Annotated in this window: 26 protein-coding genes and 2 riboswitches; of the genes, 3 read left to right on the forward strand and 23 right to left on the reverse strand. The window is 59.3% G+C overall.

What is annotated here, in order from left to right:
- Window positions 1-53: 53 nt before the first annotated feature.
- The 20 genes from NSND_RS03750 to NSND_RS03840 form a co-directional block, all read right to left on the reverse strand.
- Window positions 54-599, reverse strand: a complete 546-nt coding sequence (locus NSND_RS03750) for a chemotaxis protein CheW (protein ID WP_080877683.1) — start codon at window positions 597-599, stop codon at window positions 54-56.
- Between the two features lie 3 nt (window positions 600-602).
- Window positions 603-965, reverse strand: a complete 363-nt coding sequence (locus NSND_RS03755) for a response regulator transcription factor (RefSeq protein ID WP_080877684.1) — start codon at window positions 963-965, stop codon at window positions 603-605.
- A 64-nt stretch (window positions 966-1,029) separates the two neighbouring features.
- Entirely contained in the window at window positions 1,030-1,764 is a 735-nt protein-coding gene (locus NSND_RS03760; protein ID WP_080877685.1) for a Tll0287-like domain-containing protein, read from the reverse strand.
- Window positions 1,765-2,159: 395 nt separating this feature from the next.
- Window positions 2,160-3,731 carry a cobyric acid synthase gene (locus NSND_RS03765; protein ID WP_080877686.1) on the reverse strand — a complete coding sequence of 524 codons (1,572 nt, stop codon included), beginning with the start codon at window positions 3,729-3,731 and terminating at the stop codon, window positions 2,160-2,162.
- A gap of 15 nt (window positions 3,732-3,746) precedes the next feature.
- Window positions 3,747-4,475 carry an adenosylcobinamide amidohydrolase gene (locus NSND_RS03770; protein ID WP_080877687.1) on the reverse strand — a complete coding sequence of 243 codons (729 nt, stop codon included), beginning with the start codon at window positions 4,473-4,475 and terminating at the stop codon, window positions 3,747-3,749.
- The gene (gene cobD, locus NSND_RS03775; RefSeq protein WP_080877688.1) at window positions 4,472-5,590 is read right to left on the reverse strand and encodes a threonine-phosphate decarboxylase CobD; all 1,119 of its coding nucleotides are present in this window, start codon (window positions 5,588-5,590) and stop codon (window positions 4,472-4,474) included. Before cobD ends, NSND_RS03770 begins: the two co-directional genes overlap by 4 nt.
- Complete coding sequence (cbiB, locus tag NSND_RS03780; protein WP_080877689.1) at window positions 5,578-6,534, reverse strand: adenosylcobinamide-phosphate synthase CbiB; 957 nt, start codon at window positions 6,532-6,534, stop codon at window positions 5,578-5,580. Before cbiB ends, cobD begins: the two co-directional genes overlap by 13 nt.
- Window positions 6,531-7,286 carry an adenosylcobinamide-GDP ribazoletransferase gene (gene cobS, locus NSND_RS03785; RefSeq protein WP_159450620.1) on the reverse strand — a complete coding sequence of 252 codons (756 nt, stop codon included), beginning with the start codon at window positions 7,284-7,286 and terminating at the stop codon, window positions 6,531-6,533. Before cobS ends, cbiB begins: the two co-directional genes overlap by 4 nt.
- Window positions 7,287-7,296: 10 nt before the next feature.
- A complete protein-coding gene (gene cobT, locus NSND_RS03790; RefSeq protein WP_080877691.1) occupies window positions 7,297-8,349 on the reverse strand; it encodes a nicotinate-nucleotide--dimethylbenzimidazole phosphoribosyltransferase in 1,053 nt (350 codons plus the stop codon).
- A 16-nt stretch (window positions 8,350-8,365) separates the two neighbouring features.
- Window positions 8,366-8,902: a bifunctional adenosylcobinamide kinase/adenosylcobinamide-phosphate guanylyltransferase gene (cobU, locus tag NSND_RS03795; RefSeq protein ID WP_200810484.1), complete on the reverse strand. Its 537-nt coding sequence runs from the start codon at window positions 8,900-8,902 to the stop codon at window positions 8,366-8,368.
- Window positions 8,903-8,906: 4 nt separating this feature from the next.
- The gene (locus NSND_RS03800) at window positions 8,907-9,503 is read right to left on the reverse strand and encodes a cob(I)yrinic acid a,c-diamide adenosyltransferase (protein WP_080877692.1); all 597 of its coding nucleotides are present in this window, start codon (window positions 9,501-9,503) and stop codon (window positions 8,907-8,909) included.
- The gene (gene bluB, locus NSND_RS03805) at window positions 9,449-10,225 is read right to left on the reverse strand and encodes a 5,6-dimethylbenzimidazole synthase (RefSeq protein WP_080877853.1); all 777 of its coding nucleotides are present in this window, start codon (window positions 10,223-10,225) and stop codon (window positions 9,449-9,451) included. The genes NSND_RS03800 and bluB overlap by 55 nt, the downstream gene beginning before the upstream one ends.
- A complete protein-coding gene (locus NSND_RS22045; RefSeq protein WP_159450621.1) occupies window positions 10,215-10,418 on the reverse strand; it encodes a cysteine-rich CWC family protein in 204 nt (67 codons plus the stop codon). Before NSND_RS22045 ends, bluB begins: the two co-directional genes overlap by 11 nt.
- Before the next feature lie 8 nt (window positions 10,419-10,426).
- Window positions 10,427-11,026, reverse strand: a complete 600-nt coding sequence (gene cobO, locus NSND_RS03810; protein WP_080877693.1) for a cob(I)yrinic acid a,c-diamide adenosyltransferase — start codon at window positions 11,024-11,026, stop codon at window positions 10,427-10,429.
- 1 nt (window position 11,027) lies between these two features.
- Entirely contained in the window at window positions 11,028-12,425 is a 1,398-nt protein-coding gene (locus tag NSND_RS03815) for a cobyrinate a,c-diamide synthase (RefSeq protein ID WP_080877694.1), read from the reverse strand.
- Window positions 12,426-12,449: 24 nt separating this feature from the next.
- Window positions 12,450-14,432, reverse strand: coding sequence for a TonB-dependent receptor plug domain-containing protein (locus NSND_RS03820; protein ID WP_080877695.1), 1,983 nt, complete (start codon window positions 14,430-14,432; stop codon window positions 12,450-12,452).
- Between the two features lie 27 nt (window positions 14,433-14,459).
- A riboswitch (cobalamin riboswitch) is annotated at window positions 14,460-14,722 on the reverse strand.
- Window positions 14,723-14,785: 63 nt separating this feature from the next.
- On the reverse strand, window positions 14,786-15,682 hold the full coding sequence (locus NSND_RS03825) for an ABC transporter ATP-binding protein (protein WP_080877696.1): 897 nt from the start codon (window positions 15,680-15,682) through the stop codon (window positions 14,786-14,788).
- On the reverse strand, window positions 15,679-16,749 hold the full coding sequence (locus NSND_RS03830; RefSeq protein WP_235000153.1) for a FecCD family ABC transporter permease: 1,071 nt from the start codon (window positions 16,747-16,749) through the stop codon (window positions 15,679-15,681). The genes NSND_RS03825 and NSND_RS03830 overlap by 4 nt, the downstream gene beginning before the upstream one ends.
- Window positions 16,750-16,835: 86 nt before the next feature.
- Entirely contained in the window at window positions 16,836-17,978 is a 1,143-nt protein-coding gene (locus NSND_RS03835; protein WP_235000154.1) for an ABC transporter substrate-binding protein, read from the reverse strand.
- Window positions 17,942-18,124, reverse strand: a riboswitch (cobalamin riboswitch). (Overlaps the previous gene by 37 nt.)
- 100 nt (window positions 18,125-18,224) lie before the next feature.
- The gene (locus NSND_RS03840; RefSeq protein ID WP_013249203.1) at window positions 18,225-18,482 is read right to left on the reverse strand and encodes a SemiSWEET transporter; all 258 of its coding nucleotides are present in this window, start codon (window positions 18,480-18,482) and stop codon (window positions 18,225-18,227) included.
- Window positions 18,483-18,640: 158 nt separating this feature from the next.
- Between NSND_RS03840 and rpmB the strand changes: the two genes are divergently transcribed.
- The 3 genes from rpmB (at window position 18,641) to NSND_RS03855 (ending at window position 21,068) form a co-directional block, all read left to right on the forward strand.
- The gene (gene rpmB / locus NSND_RS03845) at window positions 18,641-18,832 is read left to right on the forward strand and encodes a 50S ribosomal protein L28 (RefSeq protein ID WP_013249204.1); all 192 of its coding nucleotides are present in this window, start codon (window positions 18,641-18,643) and stop codon (window positions 18,830-18,832) included.
- A gap of 258 nt (window positions 18,833-19,090) precedes the next feature.
- Window positions 19,091-19,465, forward strand: a complete 375-nt coding sequence (locus NSND_RS03850; protein ID WP_080877698.1) for a hypothetical protein — start codon at window positions 19,091-19,093, stop codon at window positions 19,463-19,465.
- Window positions 19,466-20,057: 592 nt separating this feature from the next.
- The gene (locus NSND_RS03855; RefSeq protein ID WP_235000155.1) at window positions 20,058-21,068 is read left to right on the forward strand and encodes a glycoside hydrolase family 26 protein; all 1,011 of its coding nucleotides are present in this window, start codon (window positions 20,058-20,060) and stop codon (window positions 21,066-21,068) included.
- A gap of 153 nt (window positions 21,069-21,221) precedes the next feature.
- Here the strand turns inward: NSND_RS03855 and NSND_RS03860 are convergent, their stop codons facing one another.
- From NSND_RS03860 to NSND_RS03870, 3 genes are all read right to left on the reverse strand, one after another.
- Window positions 21,222-22,181, reverse strand: coding sequence for a GDP-L-fucose synthase family protein (locus tag NSND_RS03860; RefSeq protein WP_080877700.1), 960 nt, complete (start codon window positions 22,179-22,181; stop codon window positions 21,222-21,224).
- A 2-nt stretch (window positions 22,182-22,183) separates the two neighbouring features.
- Window positions 22,184-23,191 (reverse strand): GDP-mannose 4,6-dehydratase, encoded by a 1,008-nt coding sequence (gmd, locus tag NSND_RS03865; RefSeq protein WP_080877701.1) that lies wholly within the window; start codon window positions 23,189-23,191, stop codon window positions 22,184-22,186.
- A 105-nt stretch (window positions 23,192-23,296) separates the two neighbouring features.
- Window positions 23,297-24,307, reverse strand: a complete 1,011-nt coding sequence (locus NSND_RS03870) for an NAD-dependent epimerase/dehydratase family protein (protein ID WP_080877702.1) — start codon at window positions 24,305-24,307, stop codon at window positions 23,297-23,299.
- Window positions 24,308-24,332 lie beyond the last annotated feature (25 nt).

Here is a 24,332-nt window from a genome sequence, read left to right on the forward strand (position 1 = left end):
CGGTCGCACAATCTTCGATGACGCAGGTTCGCAATGACCCGCGCGCCTGCGCTTTACGCGATCGACAATATCGCACTCCCTCCGTCAACCTGTGCAAAGACCTGCGGCACCTCCAGTACTCCACCCAGACGTTCATCCAGGCGAAGCACAGCCGAGACACAAGGACGCGCCCCCGCCGGTCCCGCTTGCATGGCCGGCAACAGGTGCTCGCGACTGACGGTGTGAATTTCAGGAACGTGATCGACGAGCATTCCCACCTGTCGGCTGCCATGGCGAATCACGACCGCGAAAGGCAGCACGGTCCCGGTCACGGGCAGGCCCAGGCTTCCTCGCAAATCGACGAGGGTAATGACCGTTCCCCGGAGATTGGTCACTCCGGTCAACAGGCCCGGCATGCTGGGCACGACGGTGACCGCTTCCACCTCAAACACTTCACTGACGTGGCGGAGATCGATGGCGAACAACTCGCCTCCCAGCGTGAGGACACACATACGCAGCGTGCCTTCGATCGACGCGGCAGAAGACCTCGATGGGCTGGAGGGTCCGTGAGCCGGAGTTGAGTCCGAGGAGTGAGCCTGGATCGTTGGCACGTCGCTCATGGGTTAGTTCAACGCCCGTTTGACTGCGGCGACCAGATCTTCGGCTTTAAACGGCTTCACCACGTACCCGTTGGCACCCTGCTGTTGGCCCCAGAATTTGTCGCTTTCCTGCCCCTTGGACGTGCAGAGGACGATCGGGATGCCCTTGAAGCGGTCATCGCTTTTCAGGTCGCGGCAGGCCTGGAACCCGTTACGCCCGGGCATCACGACATCCAGCACGATCAGGTCCGGCTTATCCAACGCCAGTTTGTCCTCGAGTTTGTCGGTGTTCGGATACGACACGACTGTGTGATTGGCAGACTTCAAATAGCCTTCGATCAACTGCAGTTCGGCGTACGAATCATCGACGACAACGATCTTGCTCATGAGTACGTCCCCCCTTCAAACCAGCTAAATGTGTGCGCGATAAAGACATTTGATCCGGTTGCGGCTATCGCATCGGAATCACGATGCTGATCGCACCGGCCAGATCGCCCTCGTGCCATCCTTCTTTCTTGGCGCCGGTGATGTCGCGCTCCCCTTTCGGGTCGCCATGGCAACTCAGGCACGTGCTCGCGGCATATTCCGGATCCATCATGCGCAGTACCGGCTTCCCGTCCAACATCGTGGTCTTGCTGTACGGCTGGCCTTTCGGATGGCGCGTGTCGGCAAAAATTCTCAACACTTCCGACTCAAACTCGTCCGGCCGATTGCTCGGAAACCGATAGTCGGTGCCCGTCAACTTCACACGAATTCCGGTCTTCCGATAGAACCGTTCGCCGGACTTGCGGGCGAAGACGGCGGGGATAATCCCTTTGAAGCCGACGCCCTGCTTATTGATGACGGGCTGCGCCTCGTCGATGACTTCTTTTTCGGATTCCACCATGGCGAGAAAAAGCGGCGCTTGCGGAACCGTGGCGGGCCGGCTCAGATCGATCTTGGTGGCTTTGCGAAATCGTTCAATCACCTGATTGGACACAAAGTCGCCGCTAAACCCTTTGTCGCCCTTGCTGGCGTCATTGATCGTGGCTTGGTATTCGGAAATCACCCCACGACCGACTTGCAACAACTTGATGAGCAACTCGGCCGTTTCCACCTCGGTATTGGCCGACGCGGGAGCAGCCGCGCCCATGCAGGTCACGGTCAATGCAGCCATCACGATTCTCTTGATGATATGTTTCGCCATGCCGTCTCCTCCTGCCTGCCTCGTAGCGCCCGGTCAACCCAATTCCCCTAAGTCAGCCAATCCCTTGTCAAAGATAGCGCAAAATTCTTCGTTGACAATTTCATCGACGCATGGAACCACGCCAGGACCCTGCAGCCCAGGCAGACGTTGTGCACGATCGGTGCCAAACAAAACAATTAGTTAGGATTGCGGAGCGGAAAGAATTCGAACCGATGAAGTCGGCGATTTTGCGGATGATTATGTGTGGATGGTCTACTATACCCACTATGGTCAGCTAGGCTGACATGGGTGCGTAATTGTTCACGATGGAAGTCGGAGCGCCAAAGTTTGGTCGCTTTTCGAGGGAAGCGTCAAAGTCCCTTCAGAACTTCGACGAAAAGAGGATTGCGGCTGGCCTAGACCGTCCCACCTTGACGAAGGAACGCCAGGATCGGGGCGAGATCTAGATGTCGTTCGACGTGATCGGCCCATCGATCCATCGCACCGGATCGCTGTCGGTTCACCTGTTGCGACAAGGCCATGTCGGCGGCTGGAAGCCCTTTTCTGATACGCAACCGGTTTAACCATGCACGTCGACAGAGTGGCTCGTCGAACAGGCCATGGATGTAGGTCCCCCAGACCAGACCGTCATCGCTCATCGCGCCGTCGAGCCACGCATCATCCCGTTCGGTGACGTCGCGTGGGCCTGCGGGCGACGGTTCTTTGCCCTGCAGTTCGAAGCAAGCTCGATGTCCATGTCGATCCGTCCGTCCCATGTGAATCAAGTACCCTCGAACCGGTGGCGCCGCCGGCCCACCGAGATACAAGGCACGCCCTTCGACCTGCTCGGTGATTTTCTCCCGCATCAACACCGTCGTCACCTGCAGCAGGCCGAGCCCCTCGCCGCTCCCGCCTGATTCGACCGCATCCGGATCGGCGATCCGGCGCCCCAACATTTGATACCCGCCGCAAATGCCGACCACTTCTCCCCCGCGGTGGACATGACCATGTAGGAGTGATTCGAACCCCTTGCCTCGCAGATAGGCGAGGTCCGCCAATGTGGTTTTGGAACCGGGAAGCAGAATCGCATCAGCCCCGGCCGCTTCTTCGGGGGTCGCCGCATATCGCAACGCCACATCCGGTTCACCGGCCAGCGCATTGAAATCGGTGAAGTTGCTCATGTGGGGCAGGAGGATCACCGCCAGGTTGATATAGTCACGCTGAAACGCGACCTGTCGTCGGATATCGACGTCCAGACTGTCCTCTTGATCGAGTGCCAGGTCGCGCAAAAACGGCAAGATGCCCAGGACAGGAATCCCTGTCCGCTCCGTCAAAAAACGGACGCCGTCGGCAAAGAGCGCCGCGTCTCCCCGGAACTTGTTGATGACGATCCCGCAGACCCGGTCACGCTCCTCCGGCGTGATGAGATCGAGCGTGCCGATAATCTGTGCGAACACGCCGCCACGATCGATATCCCCGACCAACACTACCTGGGCATCGGCCATCTCGACGACCGGCCAGTTCACCAGGTCGCGATCTCGCAGATTGACCTCTGCAGCGCTGCCGGCGCCTTCGATGACCATGACCTCATACTGCGAGGCGAGGCGGTTGTAACTGCGTTCCACCGGCTGGAACAATTCAGAGTCCCGGCTGCGCGCGAAATAGGCCCGGGCCTCGCGCGTGGCAAACACTTTTCCCTGCACGATGATCTGAGCCCTGGAATCGGATTCCGGCTTGAGCAGAATGGGATTCATATCCACATGGGGGGGAATTCCACAGGCTTCGGCTTGCAGAGCCTGAGCACGCCCGATCTCACCGCCCTCCGGCGTGACAAAGGAGTTCAACGACATATTCTGCGCCTTGAAGGGCGCGACGCGGAACCCGGCGCGGTACAACAGCCGGCAGAGCCCCGACGTGATCATGCTTTTCCCGACATCAGAGCCGGTCCCCAGAATCGCAATGGCTTTGGCACGAGAAGGATGAGGCATAGGAAATGAAGAACGTTACGTGCGATGTGTTGCCGCCCACTCTGTCGCGCGCGCCAGACCTTGCGTGAGGCACTCGGCGACGACCCGTCCGATCAAGGATCCGATCGGAGTATGGGTTCCGGCATAGTCCGACCGGGGAGCGCTCCCCCGCAGGGCACAGGCGACAACCACGGCGTCCGTCCCCGTGCCGGTCGCGCCGGGACGACCGGTCCAACTGGGCACCGCATGGTCACGCAGCACTCCGGTCTTGCTCTCCGTCACCACCTGTACCGCACAGACCAGGGCCGGCACGGCGAGGCAGGCATTGGTGACCACCATCAGATTGATCGTCCCGGCTCGACGGACCGTGCTGTCAGCTTCTTCTCGCGGCGGCGGCTCACCTGCCCGCACCGCGTTGGTGACACCGACGGTGGCAAAACACTCGACCCAGATTCCATCCTGCGCCTCACGGCACGTCACAACCTGTTTCATCGGAACTGCCGTCATCAGGCCGACACAATCGGGATCCACTCCCAAATCCACCGCGATTCGCTTGAGGTAACGGGCAGGATGTTCCCACTTCGAGTGAGTCGCCTGCCGAACAGGATTGGAGGACACCTGATGATTCACTATGTAGCGCGTCGTTCGAAGCCCTCCCCCCCTTGGAGCGGACGACAACACCCGCATGCGGGTTCCCAGATCGAGGATGAGCGTGTCCTTGGCAATTCGGTAGCGAGTGGTGAAACCATCCGGCCACATCGTCATGCGCCACCCTTGTGAAGGAGAACCGACAGGGTTCGCAGGAGGCGATCATTGTCGGCCCTGGGACGCACTGCGACGCGCACCGAACGGTCATTCAATCCAGGCACTTGCGAACAATCCCTTATCAGGAGTCCCTGCCGGCGAAGCGCGGCCACCACGGCGGTCGCTTTCTGCCCGACCGGCACCTCTATCAGCAGAAAATTGGCGGCAGAGGGAAAGACCGTGCAACCGGGCAACCGGGTCAGTGCCTTCTGAACGCGGGTTCGCTCCCGCTCCATGAAACGAAGGCTTCGCCCGGCGTGTCGCACATCTTTCAAGGCGGCGACCGCAGTTCGCTGCGCCAACATGTTCACCGACCAGGGCGGCTGCTGCGCCGCGATTCTGGCAATCACAGCAGGCTTCGCCGTGGCATAGCCCACACGCAGTCCGGGCAACCCATAGAACTTGGTAAAGCTGCGCAGCACGACGGTCCGTGGGGGAAGAGGCTCTGACAAGATCGACGCGTGATCCGCATATTCGGCGAAGGTTTCGTCCACGATACACCAGAGCCCCCGGCGAGCCACCAGACGCGCACACTTCCTTACCGCGGCAGCCTCGCAGGCGCGACCGGTCGGGCTGTTGGGATTGCAGAGGAGTACTGCATCAATAGGAGAGGCGCCGCTCGCAGACTGCCGCCGCTTCTGCAACGCCGCGAGGACCGACTCCAGCGGAGGACGATATCCGTCGGCACGATCCGCCATCAGCATGGTGACCCGTCCCCCGGCGCGTGTCATCGCTTCAGCATATTCGGAAAAGGTCGGGCCGATCAGCAGGAGATGTCTGATCCCCAATGTCCTGGGAAGGAGATGGATCAACTCGGTCGATCCGTTGCCGACCAGAAACTCCTCACTCGGGCGTTTCCAATACGCGGCCAGCGCCTGCCGCAGTGCCCAACAAGCCGGGTCCGGATAATGACCGAGCAACACCTCGGCTGTCCGCAGGGTTCGCACTGCGGCGGGAGACGGTCCCAAGGGATTGATGCTGGCGCTGAAATCCAGGAGTCGATGGAGATCTCGCCCTAACTCACGGGCCGCCGCATACACATCCCCGCCATGACCGATGCGCGTCATGATACCCATAGGGAGAGCAGCGCAAAGAAAAGCCCCAGTCCGGCAGCGACCACCACAATGCCAGTGGCCTGATCGATGTGCCCGGACGTCAACGCGGTGCCGGCATCACCGATCAATTCACCCTCGTGAGCCACACCGTCGTAATAATTCCGCCCGCCGAGTTGCACGCCCAATCCACCGGCCATGGCCGCTTCCGGCATGCCGCTGTTCGGGCTGGGATGTTTGTCGCCGTCCCGATGCAGGATGTACCAACTGTCCTGCACACGATGCCACTGAGCGGTCGCCAGACCCGAAGCCAGCGCGATGAAGCCGCCAGTCAGCCGGGCAGGCACCCAATTCATCACATCGTCCAATCGGGCAGAGGCCCAGCCGAAATGTTCATACCGCTCATCGTGGTGTCCCACCATCGAGTCGAGCGTATTCACCGCCTTGTAGGCCAGCGCGAGCGGCGCGCCGCCAAGGGAGAGGTAGACGAGCGGCGCAATAATGCCGTCGGCGGTGCTTTCGGCGATCGTCTCCACCGTGGCGCGCACGATTTCCGGTTCCTCCAACGTGGCGCTGTCCCGGCCGACGATCCTGGCCACGGCCTCACGCGCTCCGGCAAGATTCCCCTGCTGCAGCTCACGACTGACTGCCTGGACATGATCGAAGAGGTCCCGGCCCGCCAGTGTGGTATAGGCCAGGCCGATGCCGACCAGTTGTCCGAGGAGCGGAGAAAATGCAGCCGCCTGCGCAATCAGCCAGGTGGCCGCCGCATAGACCGCCGCCGGTAACCCCAGCGCGAGACAGGCCCCGGCGATTTGTAAGGATTGATCACTCCGGCAGAATGTTCTGACCTGATCATCGAACCAGGAAATGACCACGCCCATGCCCCGCACCGGATGAGGCAACCAACGGGGATCTCCCGCCACGACATCCAGCGCCGCCGCCAGTACCAACTCGCCGCCGGTCATCGCGCCATCACCAACACCGGGATCAACAAGAGGAAGAGAATTTCGATCAATTCATTCGTGGCACCCAACAGATCTCCCGTCACTCCGCCGAACCATGCCCGACAACCGCGCCGAACCACGACCACCACCAAGGCTCCCGATGCGATAGTCGCCGTTGCCGCAATCACTCCCATTCCGGCCATCAGCGCACAGGCCAACACGAGACTCGAGAGCAACACATGCTGCCAGGAGAGATGAGTCAAAAACGCGGCCGCTAGCCCGCCTTCGCTCCTGGCATAGGGAGACGCCCAGGCGACTGAGACCATCGCCCAACGGCCCAGCGCCGGCATACAGAGCAGCACGGGAAGACGAACCGGTTGAGGGAGGGCGAGCAATCCGGCATACCGCAACAGCAGCGAGAGAAAGAGACCGGTCGCACCCAGTGCCCCGACGCTCGGATCGCGCATGATGCGCAGCCGATCTGCCGCGGTTCGCCCGCCGGCCAGTCCATCTACAGTGTCCGCCAGCCCGTCTTGATGCAGCCCGCGTGTCATGAGCACCAGTAGCACGATCAGCAAAACATTCACCACCTCGGCCGCCAAAAACAAGCGCAAGCCCTGGTCAGCCGCCGCGAGAAATCCGCCGATCAGAAGCCCGACCGTGGAGTACCAGGCCATCGACGTAGCCAACTCCGCGGACGACGGCGCATGGTGGCTCCGGCTGATCGGAATCGCCGTGAGGAAATGCCAGGCAAACACAAAGGGTCTGGTCATGGCCGCCATCTCAGTCACGTTGCGAGACACCCGCTTCCTCGAACGTCGCCATCTCGGTAAGAATCTTGATCGACGCCTGCACGAGGCTCATCCCGAGGCAGGCTCCAGTCCCTTCGCCTAACCGCAGATCGAGATCGAGCAGCGGCTTCAAGCGCAGATGCTCCAGAATCGCCTGATGACCACGTTCCACCGAACGGTGCGAGGCGATCAGATAGTCCCGACAGAGCGGCTGCAACCCCACCGCGATCAACGCCGCAGCGCCGGCAATGAACCCATCTAACACCACAGGGACTCGTGCTGCCGCCGCACCCAGGATCAGCCCGGCCAAACCGGCAATCTCCAGACCGCCGACCTTCGCGAGCACATCGATGGCGTCGGCCCGGTTCGGACGATGCCGGTCGAGCGCCTGCTCAATGACGCCGACTTTGCGGGCATGGCCCGCCTCATCGATGCCGGTTCCTCGACCCGTGACCTCAGCCACCGGCCGCCCGGTCATGACTGCTGTGATCGCTGCACTCGGCGTCGTGTTGCCGATGCCCATCTCGCCGGTCCCGATCAAACCGATCCCCTCACGCGCAGCCTCCGTAGCCACCTCGATCCCGACCTGCAATGCTTGCACCGCCTGGTCACGACTCATGGCGGATTCCACCAGGAGATTGTTGGTTCCCGCCATCACCTTCTTGTGAATCAGGCCGGGGACCGACCCAAAGTCGTAGGCGACTCCAATATCCACCACCCGCACCTCGACTCCGGCGTGACGCGCGAGCACATTCACGCCGGCGCCGCCACGCAGGAAATTCAGCACCATTTGCGGCGTGACTTCGCGCGGATAGGCGCTCACCCCTTCAGTCGCCACACCATGGTCGGCCGCAAACGTAAACACGACTCCGCGCGGCACAGCCGGTTTCACTTCGCCCGTGATCGTGGCATAACGCACCGCGGTTTCTTCCAGCCGCCCCAGACTACCGAGAGGTTTGGTCAACCGATCCAGGCGCGCTTGCGTCTGCGCTGCGATCGCCTGATCCACCGGTTGAATGCGTGTCAACACTTCCTGGAGCGTCATCGGGTCTTCTCCCCTGTCATTTGAGTTTGAGCGACTGGCCGCTGACGACAAAGTAGACTTCGTCGGCCGCTGCCGCGATCTGTTGGTTGACCCGACCGGCGACATCGCGAAACGCGCGCGCACTGCGACTCGTCGGTACCAGCCCGAAGCCCAATTCGTTGCTCACCAACACGACCCGCGCCTGGGTGCCGCGAATAGCCTGCAGCACTGCTTCCACACGAGGGACCATCTCCTGCCCGGCAATGCGACGCCCGCACACGTTGCTCAACCAGAGTGTGAGGCAATCCACCACGACGGTGCGATAGGCCTGTCCTTCCGTTCGAAACCAGGCAGCCAGGTCACGCGGCACCTCGGCGGTGATCCAGTCGGTGGGACGGGTCTCGCGGTGCCGCGCAATACGCGCCTTCATTTCATCGTCCAGCGCCTGCCCGGTCGCGACAAAGGCCCTCGGGCCTCGACGGCCCGCCTGATCTAGCGCTGCCTCACTTTTTCCCGAGGCGGCGCCGCCAAGCACCAGAATAAGATGGGATCCTGTGGCCGAGTGCTTCTTCATCGGTTTACTCGGCGGTTGCGCCGGATTCGCGTTGCCATAAGAATTCCGGTTCGCCTTGGGTCTTCGACACCCAGCGGGCCAGGACGAACAGCGCGTCGCTCAACCGGTTCAGATACTTATTGAGCTCGGCTGCCACCGGTTCCTCGCGGCTCAACCGGATACAGATTCGTTCCGCGCGGCGGCAGATCGTTCGCGCTTGGTGAAGCGTCGCCGAGACCTTACCGCCACCGGGTAGAATGAACTCCTTCAGCGGGGCAAGCTCCTCCTGGCATCGATCGATCATCTCTTCGAGCTTTGTCACATCCTTGGCCGTTACCTCCGGCATGTTGGGAAAGGTCTGGCCCGGCGCCGTGGCCAGAATACTCCCGACATCGAAAAGCTTGTTCTGCACCCAGCGCAAATCCGCCTCCAATTGCGTCGACGCGGCGGACCCGCTCCCGGCTTCAGCATTCATCGCCCGCACCAATCCGACGGACGCATTCAACTCATCGACTGTGCCGTAGGCCTCGACCCGCAGACAGTCTTTCCAGACCTGTTGTCCGCCGGCTAACCTCGTTTGGCCCGCGTCGCCCGTTCTTGTATAGACCTTGGTGATTCGCATCCCGGTAGTCTCTCCTTCCCTTCGACTCTCTTACCCCATGCCTCATAGTGCACCAGATCTTGCACAGAAAGCCTGGCTCGCCACCCGGCGGCTTCAAGGTCCGGCTTCTTCGCAAACTCCGACACATACCCGAGACAGAGGTAGGCCAGCACCTTGACCGACTTTGGAATACCCAACACGCGCTTCAGCGCCGCATGATTTAAGATACTGACCCACCCAACCCCGATCCCTTCGGCGCGTGCCGCCAGCCAGAGATTCTGAATGGCACAACAGGTGCTGTAGAGATCTGTATCCCGCACGGTGGAACGGCCTAACACGTGCGGGCCACCTCGTTGGCGGCTGCAGGTCACACAGAGATTGAGCGACGATTCTTCAATACCTTCCAGCTTGAGCGTTCGATACAGATCCGCACGAGGTGTTTTGTACCGGAGCGCCGCAGCCGCATTCGTGTCCATAAACAGCTGCTTCACCGCGCGCTTTGTCTCATCTGTACGGACCACCACAAAGTCCCAGGGCTGCATGAGCCCCACCGATCCGGCATGATGCGCGGCATTCAGTAATCGCGCGAGCACTTCGTCGGGAATCGGCGTCGGCAGAAAGTTTCTGCGCACGTCCCGGCGCTCGAAAATTGCCCGATAGACCGCCTCTCGCTCGGCCTTGGAAAACGGTTCTGAAGGCTCGGCCGTTGTTCGAGTCAACCGCTCTCGTTTGTCACGTGCCATGAGGCATTTCATTCGAAGACTGCGGTCCAAGTACTCCATCCGCCACCTGCTGCAAACAGACGGGGCAAAGGCAGTCCTTAAAACGTGCCGCAATCCAATCCATCTGCTCCTCGGTAATACCGATCTTCCCGCACCAGCATTGATACCCGACACACTCGAACGTCTTCCGGCAATGCTCACAGGTCTTGGTCACCGGCCCTCTCAAAACTCCACCCCCGCCTGCGCCTTGATGCCTTTTCGGAACGGATGTTTCACCTGCTTCATCTCCGTCACCAGATCTGCAGCCTCGATCAATTCCTCCGGAGCCCCTCTGCCGGTGATCACGACATGTTGCATCGCCGGCCGCTGCTGCAAACGCGGCAGAACTTCAGTCACCGCCACATAGCCGTGGTGCAGTGCAATATTGAATTCATCCAGGATCACCATCGCATAAGACGGATCACGCATGAACTGGCAAGCCTTCGCCCAGGCCGCTTGCGCATGGCTCGTATCCCGCTCCCGATCCTGCGTCTCCCAGGTATACCCTTCGCCCATACGGAGGAACGTCACGCGATCGCCGAACGATTTCAGGATGCGCTCCTCTGCCGTGTCGATCGCCCCCTTGATGAATTGCACGATCGCCACCTTCATGCCGTGGCCGAGGCAACGGAGGGCCATCCCGAGCGCGGCGGTCGTTTTTCCCTTTCCCGCGCCGGTGTAGACGATCAGAAGCCCCTTCTCGTCCTGGGCCGCTTCGATCCGCCGATCCACGGAGGCCTTCAAGCGTTGCATCTTCGCCGTATGCTCGTCCTGTTCCGCCATCTCATCCTTTCGTGGCAGAGGCCTGCGCCCCGCGCAGTCGACGGGCAGTCCCCAGCAGATCAGCCACGACAGCCGGATGACTGCCGAAGTGCAAATGGCTGTACAACGCAAGGGTATTCCCCATCGTCAACCCGTCCTGCCCGACGGGTTTCCCCGCTGCATCCGACAAGGTACAGGCATGATGGAGTTCGCCGGTTGGTTCGAGCATCGAATAGTGAAACTCATGCCCGCGCACCACTGTCCCGGCTCCGCCCAGCATGCAGGATTCAGCGATCTCCACGGTTCGATAACCTAACGTCATCCCGTTTTTCCGCATGACCGCTTCCGCCGGAAACACCCCGACCATTTCATGTCGAGCGCCGGCCCCGTCACGAATGGCCTCCGTCAAGTACATCAGCCCGCCACATTCGGCATACACAGCCCCACCACGCCGGGCAAATGTCTGCACGGCCGAACGCATGGACATATTGGCCGCCAATGTCTCGCCATACAGTTCGGGGTAGCCTCCGCCGAAATACAGCAGATCTGCGACCGGCAACTCGTCATCGTGCAAGGGCGAAAACCTTACGATCTCCGCGCCTACCGATTCAAGTAACTCCAGATTATCCTGATAGTAAAAACAAAAGGCCGCATCGTAGGCCAGGCCGACTCGAACCGGTTGTTGCGTTGCCGCCGGCCTCGTGATCGGGAGATCTTCTCCCGGACATTCCCCGGCCGATCGAGCCATGGCCTCGACCCGATCCAAATCGATCGTCTGTGCAGCGGCTCTCGCCAATCGGTCATACAGATCGCCCTGCCCCTGCTCGATGGCAGTCCTCAGCCCGAGATGGCGATCCTGAATGGTCACCGAAGCATCGGGCTGCAGGTATCCCACAACCGCCAGATCCGTCTCCGACTCTACCGCCTGCCGCAATAACTGGTAATGGCCCTCACTCCGCACGCGATTGAACAGCACTCCACGAACCTGTACGGCCGCGTCGAATTTCGCATACCCGGATGCCATGGCTGCAGCCGATCTCGCCATGGCACTCCCGTCGATGACCAGCAGCACCGGCGCGTTGAGCTGCTTCGCCAGTTCAGCCGTGCTGCCCTGCTCATGCACCGGTGAGCTGCCGTCAAACAGCCCCATCATGCCTTCGATGATCGACAGGTCCGCATCGACCGAGGCGCGCGCGAAGATGGCCCGGTTGGCGCTCTCCCCCAACATCCAGCCATCCAGATTTCGCGACGGCCGTCCGGTCACCGCTTGGTGATGTCCGGGATCGATGAAGTCCGGCCCGGCCTTGAACGGCTGCACCACCAGCCCCCTGGCCTTCAAGGCTGCCATGAGCGCCAGGGTGACCGTGGTTTTGCCGGCACCACTGTGGGTGCCGGCGATGACGAGACGAGGACGTGACATTACAGTACGGCGCTCATCTCTTCCTCACGACTTTCCGCCAAACGTGACCCGCACACCGCCAAAAATCGAGCGGATCGGTGTGCCGGCGCTGGCGACTTCTTCATACTTTTCATTAAACAAATTCTCAGCCCGGAGATAGGCCTGGAGCTGCTTCGTGACATCGTACGTGACTGCCAACGACCACACATCGAACGCCGGCAGCGACTGCCGATCCCCGGTGGTATTGTATCGGGAACCCACGTACCGTCCGATCAGCGTGATCCAGAGCGGATCGATGGGTTGATAGCTGACCGAGGCACTCCACTGGTCGGTGGCCCAACGCGGTAGACGAGTCTGAGTGACCAAATCCCGAGTCATGGTGTTGGTATAGTTCGCCTGTACCACAAGGCCCTTGAGGAACGGACGGTCGCTGGAATAGGTGTACGAGAGTCCAGCCTCCCAGCCCTTCGTCGAGGCTTCACCGATCTGCTGAGGGCAAAACCCGAACGTGCTGAACGGCGCGCAAAACGTCGGATCAAACGTAGTGGTGATGAGATTCCGGTAGCGGTTCCAGAAAAACCCTCCTGTGAACTTCAGCTGCTTCGAGAAGAAATACTGGTCGATCCCCACGTCCATACTTTGGCTTTTTTCTGTGCCCAATTGGGAATTGCCAAAATTGGGAAAATACAATTCGTTCATCGTGGGGGCCCGGAAGCCAGTGGAATAGCTGCCTCGGATTTTCGTGTCGGTTTCCTTGTGGAGATACCCGCCGGTCAGCCGATAGGTCGTCGCATCGCCGAACACGTTGTAACTGTCATGGCGAATGCCCGCGGTGGCGAACAGGCGATCCCACAAATTGAATTGTGCCTGCGCGAATCCGGCATTGGAACTCAAAATCCGGTTGGTGAGTCCCGTATCATTCTCGCCCTGTTGTTCGCGAAATTGATACCCCGCACTCAACAACAACAGCTTCGTGATTTGGAAATTGTGCTGCCACTCCAACCGATTCGAGAGCACACGAATTTCGTTGTTGGAGTTGAACGGCGTGCTGAATGCCCCGGTGATCAGACTACGCTGCAACGTGCCTGACAAAAACTGCGAGGCCTCCTGTGCACGCGCAAGCGTGAGCTTCTGGGACCACCAGCCGGTGAGCGGCTGTTCATAACTACCGCTGAACACATATTCCTGACTCCGATTTTTTGAGCCATAGACGTCGCTTGGAGAGGTCGCCGATACACTATCGAGTTGCACGTCGGAATTCATCCAGCGCATCGTGAAATCAAGACGGCCGTCCTTTGGAAGGTCTACACCGATTCGCCCTGATCCCTGCCAGTTACGATAGGAGTCTCGCTCGCTAGCGCCACGCCGATAATTGACGGCCGAAAAACTCGAGGTGTCCCAGCGGGACAGCGAGAAGCTGTAGTCGACCGCGCCCTGTTTCCCGGACACCATGCCACCTTCACGCAGGGAGGCGAAGGATCCGTATTCCATGAACCCGGTGGCGGAGAGCGGACCCTGGCCGCGCTTCGTCACGATGTTGATGACGCCTCCCATGGCATCCGATCCCCACAACATGCTCTGCGAGCCGCGGAGAATCTCTACTCGCTCGATATTGTCGGTCGTCAGGTTGGCAAAGTTGTAACTACCGACGGTGCCGCTGTTGACGATCGCGCCGTCGATCAGGACCAAGGTCTGATTCGCACTGCCTCCTCGAATCTTGGCCGTGACCTCGGTGCCGGGCCCGCCGTTTGAAAACACCGCCACACCTTGGGCCAACCGAAGCGCGTCCACCACACTCCGGATGTTCTGTCGCTTCATGTCCTGTGCCGTAATGACTTCGACCGCACTGGTGACCTGGGTAACCGGCAACGGGGTTTTGGTTGCCGAGACCACCACTTCCTCGGCTTGTACGACAGGATCAGGCTCCAAAGGCTCTCCGGCAGTGGCCACTGCCGTCCAGACAGGCGGGACACTTGCGACACACAGCAACACGAAATAGGCAGACCATTCCCTGACAATACCCGACATACTGACACTCCCTTTCGCTCGAAGGGTTCAGTTACAAACCCGTCAGTTGGGTCTCCTGACTTGCGGATCATCGTTTCTCTGCGCCTTCCCAGCTGAGCGTGAAACGTAAAACGACGTTCGTGAAACGGTCGGAGGGAACCTCCTGCGCTTCACGAGATACGATTCACGAACCACGCCACTCGCCAGTGGCTCAATGCAGAGTCACTCCCCGCTTACAGTGGCGGCACCGTGATGGTTTTGCACCATCTTCCCCGACGCTGACGGCGTCTTCCTGACACTCCGCTCTCCAATGATGACGCGCCCCTTCTCTTCACACGGGTGGGCCGGGCACGAACCCATCCCGCAACACGTGATCATCCCCTGAACGGCACAGCCTGCCTCGGCAAGGTAATCCTGGGCAGTCCCGACTCCGGATGGGGATCGATCAAGACCTCACAGCCATAGACCGCCCGCAATGCCTCCACCGACAACACCTCAGCCGGCGTGCCCATCGAATACATCGACCCTTCCTTCAGCATGACGATCCGGTCGCAATACTGGCTGGCCAGGTTCAAATCGTGCGACACGATGACGACGGTCAGGCCCTGCTCGTCGGTCAAACGACGCAGCACCGAGCAAATTTCGAGTTGATGCTGAAGATCGAGAAAGGCGGTCGGCTCATCGAGCACGAGGACCCGGGGCGTTTGGGCCAAGGCCCGCGCAATCATCGTACGTTGACGTTCACCGCCGGACAGGTCGGTCACCGCACGCGAAGCCAGATGGCCGATGTCCATCGTGGCCATGGCCTGAGCGGCCGCCGCACAATCCTCCCGATCTTCCCAGCCGAACCCAAGACTCCACCTGGTCTGTCGGCGATGCGGATACCGTCCCATCAACACCGTTTCCGCCACCGTAAAGGAGAAAGCCGGCGGACTTTCCTGCGGGACGAACGCCACGGTCCGCGCCGTCTCCTCTCGTGAAAGGTCAGCCAGGTTTCTTCCGAAGAGCGAGAGGGTTCCCCGTTGAGGCACGGCAAGCTTGGCCAGGAGTTTCACGAGTGACGTCTTGCCCGATCCATTGGGCCCGACGATACCGAGTATTTCGCCTGGCTCGACGTGCAGGCTCACATCGCTGAGGACCCACCGGCTTTCCCGCCCAGACAACTTGCCATAGCAGAACGAGGCCCCCTGCACATCGTAGGCATGGTGCCGGTCCGAGTAGACACCAGCCGCAACATCAGCCGTACACATCGGGTCTACAGGAAGCCTCATACGAGCCGATCCTTTCGCCAGACCAGCAGGTAGACAAAGAACGGGCCGCCCGCGAGGGCCGTGATGATTCCGACCGGGACTTCCGACGGCACGAAGAATGTCCTGGCCATGGTATCGGCCACCATCAAAAATATGCCGCCCACGAGCGCTGAAGCCGGCAGGAGCAATCGATGATCCGCCCCGATCACCAGGCGCACCGCGTGAGGAATGATCATCCCGATGAATCCGATCATGCCGCTGACGGACACCACGGCGCCGGTGAGCAGCGCCGACACCAGAAAGATCACCCGTTTGGCGCGTTCGGTATCGATTCCCAACGACCGTGCCGGCTCTTCACCCAAGGCAAGGATATTCAGGACCCGTACCTGCTTGAAGAGCAGGACGAGACCGGCCAACAGATAGACTGAGAGCGCAGCCAGCGCGGGATAGGCCGGGGCCGTGAGCGATCCCATGAGCCAGGCCATCATGCCGAAGGAACGATTCGGTTCCATAATCGAGGTGATGAACATGATCAGCGCCGAGAAAATTGCGTTCAGGATCACACCGGCCAACAGCACGGAATGAATCGGAAGCCGGTCGTAGGTGGCCGCCATACGATAGACCACCAGCAGGGCCACCAGTCCGCCTAAAAACCCGCAGACCGGCAGGAGCGAGAAGGCGAGGACCGTGGTCCCGATCCCGAACAGCACCGCGACAGCCACACCCAGCGCGGCACCGCTCGACACCCCGAGCACGTAGGGATCGGCCAGAGGATTTCTGAGCAGGGCTTGCAGCGCCACCCCGACCGATGCCAGGCAGACTCCCACCAGAAATCCCAGAAAGACTCGCGGCAGACGCACCTGCAGTAGGATGACGCTGGTCGTCTTGAGCACGTCGTTGTCGGTAGGCTGGTCGAGCAGCGCGGACGACAGCACGCTGATAAGTTTCCCGAGTCCGATGTACTGTGTCCCGAGTTGCAGACAGACGACAGCCAGGATCAGCGCGACGACCGACAAACTGCCCATGATGACGCACCAACGCACCGGAGTCAGGATGGCCCCCTGAAACGGCCGTTCATGTCCGGTCATTGGAGCGGAACTGTGACGGCTCGTGGAAGGCAACGGGGGCGAGGTCAATGCTGGAGCAGGTGACGTGGAGTGGCCGACCGAAGGCATCATGGCTGGACCGGTACCGATTCGGGAGGAAAGGCCTCGGGGTGAATCACCCTCACGAGTTCTTCCAACCCTTCCATTACACGAGGCCCGGGACGATTGAGCGCATTGGCCGAAACCTCGCGCAACCGGTTCTGCTGCACAGCGGTCAGGGTCGTCCAGCGCCGCCACTCCTGCTGTTCGCGTCGAGGCACCGTTTCAACCGACCCCATTGGGAAGATCAGCACTTCGGGATCTTCTTTCAGGACCGTTTCCATGGTCAGCCGTGGATAGGGTGTTGCAGCTCCGGAGGCGATATTGGTTCCCCCGGCCAGGCCGATCATCTGGTGGATGTAACTGCCGGGACCAACCGTGATCAAGGGCTGGCTGTTGATCACATACAGCACGCGGATGCGCGGCAGGTGCTCGGTTCGACTGCTGATCTCGGCCATTCGACTCCGCATGGCCGCGGTCATGGCATGGGCTTCCGTCGAACGATCGAAAATGCGTCCCAGCGTGTGAATGTGCGAGAAAATGTTCTCCACCGAAGTGGCTTCCAGCAGGAGCACCGGAATCTTCAATTCCTCCAGCTTGGCCAACACATTCGCGCGGTGGAACTCCCGCGGCGCAATGATCAATTCCGGCCGGAGGGCCACGAGGGATTCAAGATTGGGGTTGGCGTACCCGACCTTGGATTTAGCCTTGGCTGCTGCCGGGAAATCGCAAAACTCCGTGACCCCGATGATCTGTTCGTCCAGCCCCAACGCAAACAACATCTCCGTGATGCTCGGCGCCAATGACACGACCCGTGTGGGCGCCTTGGCGACATAGAGTTTTCTGCCCGCATCGTCGATGAAGGTGCGCGGGGTAATGTTGGCCATGAACGGCATGCCCGTAAGGATGCCTTGCTGACGACGTTTCATCACCGTGTGATCTTCCTGGGTCTCTCCGAATGCGAAGGCAAGGCAGGCCAGCAGCACAGACGCGACCACGCCGATGCATGCGGCTGCGAACCGGCGACTGGAGACGATTCGAACGGCGCGCAAATAAAAAAATCCCCAGGGCCAACATGGAACCCTGAGGATTGCACCCGCAATATCATCCTCGCCTATTCCCCAGCCCACGAGGGAATAAAGGGTCTCCCTCAGGCAGGTCTTCTGGCTCATGGTTCATCCTACTCCCCGCGCCTTCCCACTCACCGAACGGTGAACAGTGGCGCCTGCGGGTTTCGTCCCCATTTACAGCGGCGGGACCGCGAGGGTTTTTCACCCTCTTCCCTTGACCCGAGGTGTCTTGAAAAGAGACAAACTTTAGGAGCGCATGGCCGATCTTGTCAAGTTCAAACTTGCCGTCACGACGTTCGATGGAGCAGCATAGGATATTGAACTGCATACCCAGACACCCTGCAGCCCCTACGAGCGATACCGGAGCTTCAGGATGAGAATCGCCAGGGTCAACACCAGGGTCACGAGATTCGCCAGAATAATGGGCAAGGCGCCGAGCATGAGCCCATAGATCAACCAGAGAAAGACCCCGGTCACGAAGGTGAGCAACATTCCCAGCGACACGTCCTGGGCGGAACGAGTGCGCCAGGTCTGTTGCAGCTGAGGAATGAACGCGATGGTGGTGAGGGTCCCTGCCAGCAATCCGATGAGCGTGACCTGATCCATATCTGCAACCTCAGTGGAGTGAGCGGCGCGAGCGGGAGAGGGCATCCTGGTAGGGAGAATTCACCTCAGCAGCTTGTCATGACCTGTGACGCTATGGTAGCATCCCCTCCCATCCAAGGACTAGTCGTTGAAAGACGCCGCAACAAAGGAGTAGGGCCGTGGCATTTGCCTGTGATCTCTGTGGGAAAAAGCATCAAACCGGTAATAACGTCAGCCACGCAAACAACAAGACGAAGCGCGTCTTCAATCCCAACCTGCAGCGAGTGAAGGCGCTCGTGAACGGGTCGGCCTTGCGCATTCGGGTTTGCACGCGTTGCCTGCGGTCCGGCCTGGTTAAAAAAGCCGTCTGATTGCTCCGCATTTCTCCCCCATCTCGTCAGCTCGTGATCTGATCTCACGCCTAAGTTGCGCCTTCTCCCCGCTCGCTCTTCTTCAGATTCGGTACGGCCTCACACACCCCCACGAATAGTCTGCCGCCTCGGACTCACGGAGACCGGGGACGATGCAGGAAATCTTCTCCAAAGGAGACGCGCCCCCGCTATCCGTGTACAATCCCCAGCCAGACAAGCGGGTGAAAAAAACGGATCCCAGTCGAATCGGGAGGCAACATGATAAAGATCAGTCGGTCGCTCAGCCTCATCATCATCTCCATGCTGCTCGCGGCATGCAGCCATTTTCAGAACCGGGAAGCGGCCTATCTGGATTCCGCCAAGGGGTGGGCCACTCAAGCCCAGGTGCGGGAGAAACTAGGCGCTCCCAAGACTGTTCGACAGGATGAAGGCGGAGCCACCGTGTGGGTGTATGAATTACGCGAGCAACAGTCCGGGAACCGTCTGACCGCACCCGGAATGTGGTGCGAACAGTACCTTCTCACCTTCGACGACAAGGCCGTGCTCCAGAAATGGAGACAGGTGTCCCATTTCCATGGCGGCGAACTCATGCCACAGGAATGCATTCCGGGGACTGAGCCGGAGAAATCCTAGGGAGCCAACGCTACTGCCTCCAAGCGAATTCCCATCGGCAATGTGTAGTGAATGGTCCCCCCCGCGTTCTGTTCAAGAATGTGCCTGGCTCCCGGGGGTATGATCGTAGGTAACTGCCGTTTTTCCATGAATTTTTGAGTTTGGATCCCTTTCTCCGCATGGTACGACCCTTGCTGAGTATCAGGACTAGATACTCGGAGGGCTTATCGTGAAAATACACCTTACAGCAATCCTCGTTCTCAGCTTTATTGCTGGCATTTGGGTCTCGTTCGACTCGTCCACACCGGCCGACGCCCAAACACGCTTATTTCGAAAACGCCAGCTACAAACGCAGCCTGTCACACCTCCCGTGAGTCAAACCACGACCGCACGAGACTATTCGGTCCTCAAGATCGTTCCTCCTCCCGCAGGCGGCCTATATCTGGGACAATACGAATGGCTTCAGAACGATATCGCAACATTCGAATCGGCAAGCGGACGCAAGACTGCGCTATGGTCCAAATATCGAGGGACCTGGGCCAACGGATATGATGCAGCGGGACAGCCCCATTTCGACGTGCAAGCTGCCAACCTCGCTTGGCAGGATGGGAAGGTGATCGTCGTCCAAGCCTACAACACTCACCCTGCACCGGGGGAGTCAGAGGCTCCCGAAGGTTTCACGGTCGACAAATTACTCAACGGAGTCTATGACGCGGAACTTCGACGGTTCGCCGGTGAGCTCCGGCAATATGGAAAGCCGACGTTTTTTATCTCGGGCCGCGAACCCAATGGGATCGGAGCTGACTACTTCGGCGGCTTCGGGCCGATCGGTGACAAATCGTTACAGTGGGCGATTGAAAACAAGCGAGGCTTTGCGGAGTTTAACCCGTCCACGCTTCCCTACAGCGCTCTATACAGTGACATCGGAACCCCTCAAGTATGCGATGGGGTAGAACGCCTCAAAGCGGCCCAACGGTACTACTATGATTTTTTTGTTCGTCGGGAAGGTCTGAAATTTCTTACATTCGATTCGATGGGGTGGGCGGTCCACCAACTGAATCAGATCGATTATGACGTGGCGGATCTTCCGGCTACGGTCGACAAAACTTACGCGAAACAACTCCTGCAGAGCTGCCACTCCTTCGCCAATTTTTATCCGGGGGATCAATATGTGGACTGGGTCAGCCTCGACTTCTACATGATCGATTACTATGCGAAGGACTGGCCTGGGCTCACCCAAGACTATGTCATCCCCATCGACAATCACTTCGCGGCACTGGACTCGGTATTGCGAGAAGTAAAAACGGTGGCTCCAACCAAGCCGGTGTTCTTTATGGAGCTTGGATTTCCGGATGGAACTCAGCAGAATTCAAACTGGGCGGCACAAAAAATCGCCACCGGTTTGTCGCGTCTCATTGTGGGTTACCCGCAGATTAATGGGTTTACAATGTGGTCTGCACATCCGTCGTGGATGATCCCCGGGGTGTTTCCCTTCGATTGCCTGATCCGTCCAGGAACACAGCAGGCCACGGCTCTGAAAAACACGATCACAGCAAACCCAGCCATGTTTCACTCGTGTGTGTATTTGTCAGATGGGAAACTGCACCCGAACTGCGTCAATTAGCCGGCTACATTCATGACCGTGTTCGGTCGATCGCAGATATGGTTACACGGTGGCAGGTGAGGTCGTGCTTACGGCTTCACAACGAACCGCAGTCATATCCATGCTAAACGGGACGCGGCAGCTCCCGCTTAGCATGGATGCGAATCGTGAAAATTAGAACACCACCTCTCGCACCCGCGCCCGATTGGCTTGAAACCAGGAAACGGTCTTCTGAATGCCGTCCGTAAAGGCTGTAGTTGATTCGAACCCAAACAATTGTTTGGCGCGACTCACTTCCAGGCAGCGACGCGGCTGCCCGTTCGGCTTTGCGGTATCCCAGACGATCTCACCGGTAAACCCAACTGCATCGGCGATTAAATGAGCCAATGCCTGGATAGTAATCTCATGCCCGGTTCCCAAATTGATCGGCTCATTCCCGTTGTAATGCTCGGCGGCCAGCAAAATGGCGCGAGCGGCATCATCGACGTAGAGGAACTCGCGGGACGGTGAGCCGTCACCCCACAACACAACCCGGCCGTCACCTCGCTCCTTTGCTTCCATGCATTTCCTGATCAAGGCCGGAATCACATGCGAGGTCTGCATATCGAAATTGTCCCCCGGACCATACAAGTTTACCGGAAACAGAACGATCGCATTGAATCCATACTGCTGCCGATACGCCTGGGCCTGGACGAGCATCATCTTCTTGGCCAATCCATAAGGGGCATTGGTCTCTTCCGGATATCCCGTCCAGAGCTCCTCCTCACGAAAAGGTATCGGCGTATATTTGGGATACGAACAGATGGTCGCCAAGGCCACAAATTTCTCCAAGTTCCGTTGGCGCCCAACCTCCATTAACTGAGTTCCCATCATCAGGTTGTCGTAAAAAAACTGACCGGCATGGGTTTGATTCGCCCCGATCCCACCCACGCGGGCAGCCAGGTGCAACACCAAATCAGGGGTTGCGTCCGCATACAGCCGCCTGACGGCGCTCATGTCCACAAGATCATAGTCGATGCTCCGAGGGACCACGATGTTGCGACAACCCTGCTGCCGAAGCTGTGCCACCACTACCGCCCCCAAGAACCCGGCTCCACCCGTCACCACCACTCGTTTGTCCGTCCAATACGACATGATTAGCGTGCTCCCCTGGTGCCATTGAGAATGCCCCGTTCGGCGCGTAGATCACCCTCAACCATCATCACGATGAGCTCTTCGAAAGACACCTTCGGCTCCCAACCCAGGATCTTTTTCGCCTTCGTGGCATCGCCGATCAACAGGTCGACCTCGGTCGGACGGTAGTAACGCGGATCGATTTTCACGTATTGGTTCCAATCCAGGTCAAGGTAGCCGAAGGTGCGGTCGAGAAATTCCCGCACCGTATGCGTTTCGCCGGTCGCGATCACGTAGTCATCCGGTTGATCCGCTTGCAACATCATCCACATCGCCTGCACGTAATCGCCGGCGAACCCCCAGTCGCGCTTGGCGTCGAGGTTCCCGAGATACAGATCCTGTTGCACCCCCAGCTTGATTCGGGCCGCCGCTCGCGTAATTTTCCGGGTGACAAACGTCTCTCCTCGCCGGGGCGATTCATGATTGAAGAGAATGCCGCTACAGGCGAACAGGTTGTAGGCCTCACGATAGTTGACCGTAATCCAGTGTGCATAGACCTTGGCGGCGCCATAGGGGCTCCGGGGATAAAACGGTGTGCTCTCCCGTTGCGGAATCTGCTGCACCTTGCCGAACATCTCGCTGGAGGAAGCCTGATAAAACTTGGGCTGGATACCGGATTCGCGAATGGCTTCCAACAGACGGACGGTCCCCAATGCCGTCACCTCCGCAGTATATTCAGGCACATCGAAACTCACGCGCACGTGGCTCTGCGCGCCCAGGTTGTAGATCTCATCCGGCTGAATCGTACGCAGAATTTTATTGAGCGAACTGGCATCGTTGAGGTCCCCATAGACCAGCCGCAGTCTCGGTTCGGCAACATGTGGATCCTGATAGATCGCATCGATGCGGCCGGTATTGAAGGAGCTGGAGCGCCGGATAATGCCATGGACCTCATAACCCTTCGCCAACAATAACTCTGCGAGATACGACCCATCCTGCCCGCTGATGCCGGTGATCAATGCTTTCTTCACGGTGTTGCCTCACTTCATTGTTACAACTGGGATACTCGGACCCAGCCAGCCTGGGCCATCACACATTCAGTTCGCTGGATCTACCTGAGAGAACCCGGCCGCTTCCTACCGCCCTACGCTTTGAAAGACCTGGCGTTCACACCAGGCATAGGTCCGCTCAAGTCCTTCCTGTATACTCGTCGTGGGCGACCAATCGAGGATATCGCGCGCTCTGGTCCAATCGGCCGCTCGGTCGACATCACCTTCGGGCTTGCTGGTGTCGAACCGGATATCGATCTGCTTTCCAGAAATGGCACACACCAGTTCCGCGATCTCCTTGATCGAGGTGCTGTAATCGGGGCCAATCTGAATCACTCCCTGATTCATGCCTTTGGTGGCCACTGACACCAACGCGTCCACGATATCGCTTACGAACACGAACGCGCGGCGCTGCTTGCCCGATCCCCATACCACGAATTCCTCGTCGGGATGCCGGACGGCCTTACGGATCAGGGATGGAATCACCTGCGATTTTTCGGGGGACATTTCACAGTGGGGCCCGTAGACATTGTGGAACCGAAGAATTCCGATATCCAGCAGCTTCTCCTTGCGGGCCAAATCACAGCCCATTTCGCCCATCAGTTTGCTCCACCCGTAGGATGACTCCGGTGATGCGGGATAGACATCGTCTTCCTTGAAGGGCGGCGGGTTCAATTTGCTTTGGCGTTCAGCCGGATAGCTGCATGCGGTTCCCACATACACATAGGACGACACCTTGCTGGCGATGGCCGCCCGCAGCATATTGGAGTCGACGATCAGGTTCGTGTTGAACAGCGAGAACTGGTTGCCGAACACATAGTTGATGCCGGCGACCACATCGGCCAGGTGATAGACGATATCCTGCCCCTCTGTCGCCCGTTCGCAATTCCGATAGTCGCACAGATCCAGTTCCAAGAACCGGCTTTCCATGTCGATCACCGGCGCCCCGTCCTCACCGAGCAGATTCGACTTCTTTCCACGCCACAGATTGTCCACCACGGTTACCTGCGCGCCCGCAGCAGCGAGCCGCGCCACGAGATGGGACCCGATCTGACCCGCGCCCCCGGTGACAAGTACGCGTTTGTTTTTCCAATACATAGTGTTCCCCTTTCCCACAGAAATA

It is taken from the genome of Nitrospira sp. ND1, from assembly GCF_900170025.1.
Taxonomy (GTDB): Bacteria; Nitrospirota; Nitrospiria; order Nitrospirales; family Nitrospiraceae; genus Nitrospira_A.

What these genes read in the sequence shown, in the direction of transcription:
- NSND_RS03760 (WP_080877685.1), bottom strand. Translation starts at nt 1,764, where the DNA reads ATGGCGAAACATATCATCAAGAGAATCGTGATGGCTGCATTGACCGTG.
- NSND_RS03830 (WP_235000153.1), bottom strand. Translation starts at nt 16,749, where the DNA reads ATGACCGGACATGAACGGCCGTTTCAGGGGGCCATCCTGACTCCGGTG.
- NSND_RS03835 (WP_235000154.1), bottom strand. Translation starts at nt 17,978, where the DNA reads ATGAGCCAGAAGACCTGCCTGAGGGAGACCCTTTATTCCCTCGTGGGC.
- NSND_RS03850 (WP_080877698.1), top strand. Translation starts at nt 19,091, where the DNA reads ATGATAAAGATCAGTCGGTCGCTCAGCCTCATCATCATCTCCATGCTG.
- NSND_RS03840 (WP_013249203.1), bottom strand. Translation starts at nt 18,482, where the DNA reads ATGGATCAGGTCACGCTCATCGGATTGCTGGCAGGGACCCTCACCACC.
- NSND_RS03750 (WP_080877683.1), bottom strand. Translation starts at nt 599, where the DNA reads ATGAGCGACGTGCCAACGATCCAGGCTCACTCCTCGGACTCAACTCCG.
- NSND_RS03820 (WP_080877695.1), bottom strand. Translation starts at nt 14,432, where the DNA reads ATGTCGGGTATTGTCAGGGAATGGTCTGCCTATTTCGTGTTGCTGTGT.
- cobS (WP_159450620.1), bottom strand. Translation starts at nt 7,286, where the DNA reads ATGACCAGACCCTTTGTGTTTGCCTGGCATTTCCTCACGGCGATTCCG.
- cbiB (WP_080877689.1), bottom strand. Translation starts at nt 6,534, where the DNA reads ATGACCGGCGGCGAGTTGGTACTGGCGGCGGCGCTGGATGTCGTGGCG.
- cobT (WP_080877691.1), bottom strand. Translation starts at nt 8,349, where the DNA reads ATGACGCTCCAGGAAGTGTTGACACGCATTCAACCGGTGGATCAGGCG.
- NSND_RS03770 (WP_080877687.1), bottom strand. Translation starts at nt 4,475, where the DNA reads ATGACGATGTGGCCGGATGGTTTCACCACTCGCTACCGAATTGCCAAG.
- cobD (WP_080877688.1), bottom strand. Translation starts at nt 5,590, where the DNA reads ATGGGTATCATGACGCGCATCGGTCATGGCGGGGATGTGTATGCGGCG.
- cobU (WP_200810484.1), bottom strand. Translation starts at nt 8,902, where the DNA reads ATGAAGAAGCACTCGGCCACAGGATCCCATCTTATTCTGGTGCTTGGC.
- NSND_RS03765 (WP_080877686.1), bottom strand. Translation starts at nt 3,731, where the DNA reads ATGCCTCATCCTTCTCGTGCCAAAGCCATTGCGATTCTGGGGACCGGC.
- NSND_RS03825 (WP_080877696.1), bottom strand. Translation starts at nt 15,682, where the DNA reads ATGAGGCTTCCTGTAGACCCGATGTGTACGGCTGATGTTGCGGCTGGT.
- NSND_RS03860 (WP_080877700.1), bottom strand. Translation starts at nt 22,181, where the DNA reads ATGTCGTATTGGACGGACAAACGAGTGGTGGTGACGGGTGGAGCCGGG.
- bluB (WP_080877853.1), bottom strand. Translation starts at nt 10,225, where the DNA reads ATGGCACGTGACAAACGAGAGCGGTTGACTCGAACAACGGCCGAGCCT.
- NSND_RS03815 (WP_080877694.1), bottom strand. Translation starts at nt 12,425, where the DNA reads ATGTCACGTCCTCGTCTCGTCATCGCCGGCACCCACAGTGGTGCCGGC.
- NSND_RS03755 (WP_080877684.1), bottom strand. Translation starts at nt 965, where the DNA reads ATGAGCAAGATCGTTGTCGTCGATGATTCGTACGCCGAACTGCAGTTG.
- NSND_RS03800 (WP_080877692.1), bottom strand. Translation starts at nt 9,503, where the DNA reads ATGCGAATCACCAAGGTCTATACAAGAACGGGCGACGCGGGCCAAACG.
- NSND_RS03870 (WP_080877702.1), bottom strand. Translation starts at nt 24,307, where the DNA reads ATGTATTGGAAAAACAAACGCGTACTTGTCACCGGGGGCGCGGGTCAG.
- cobO (WP_080877693.1), bottom strand. Translation starts at nt 11,026, where the DNA reads ATGGCGGAACAGGACGAGCATACGGCGAAGATGCAACGCTTGAAGGCC.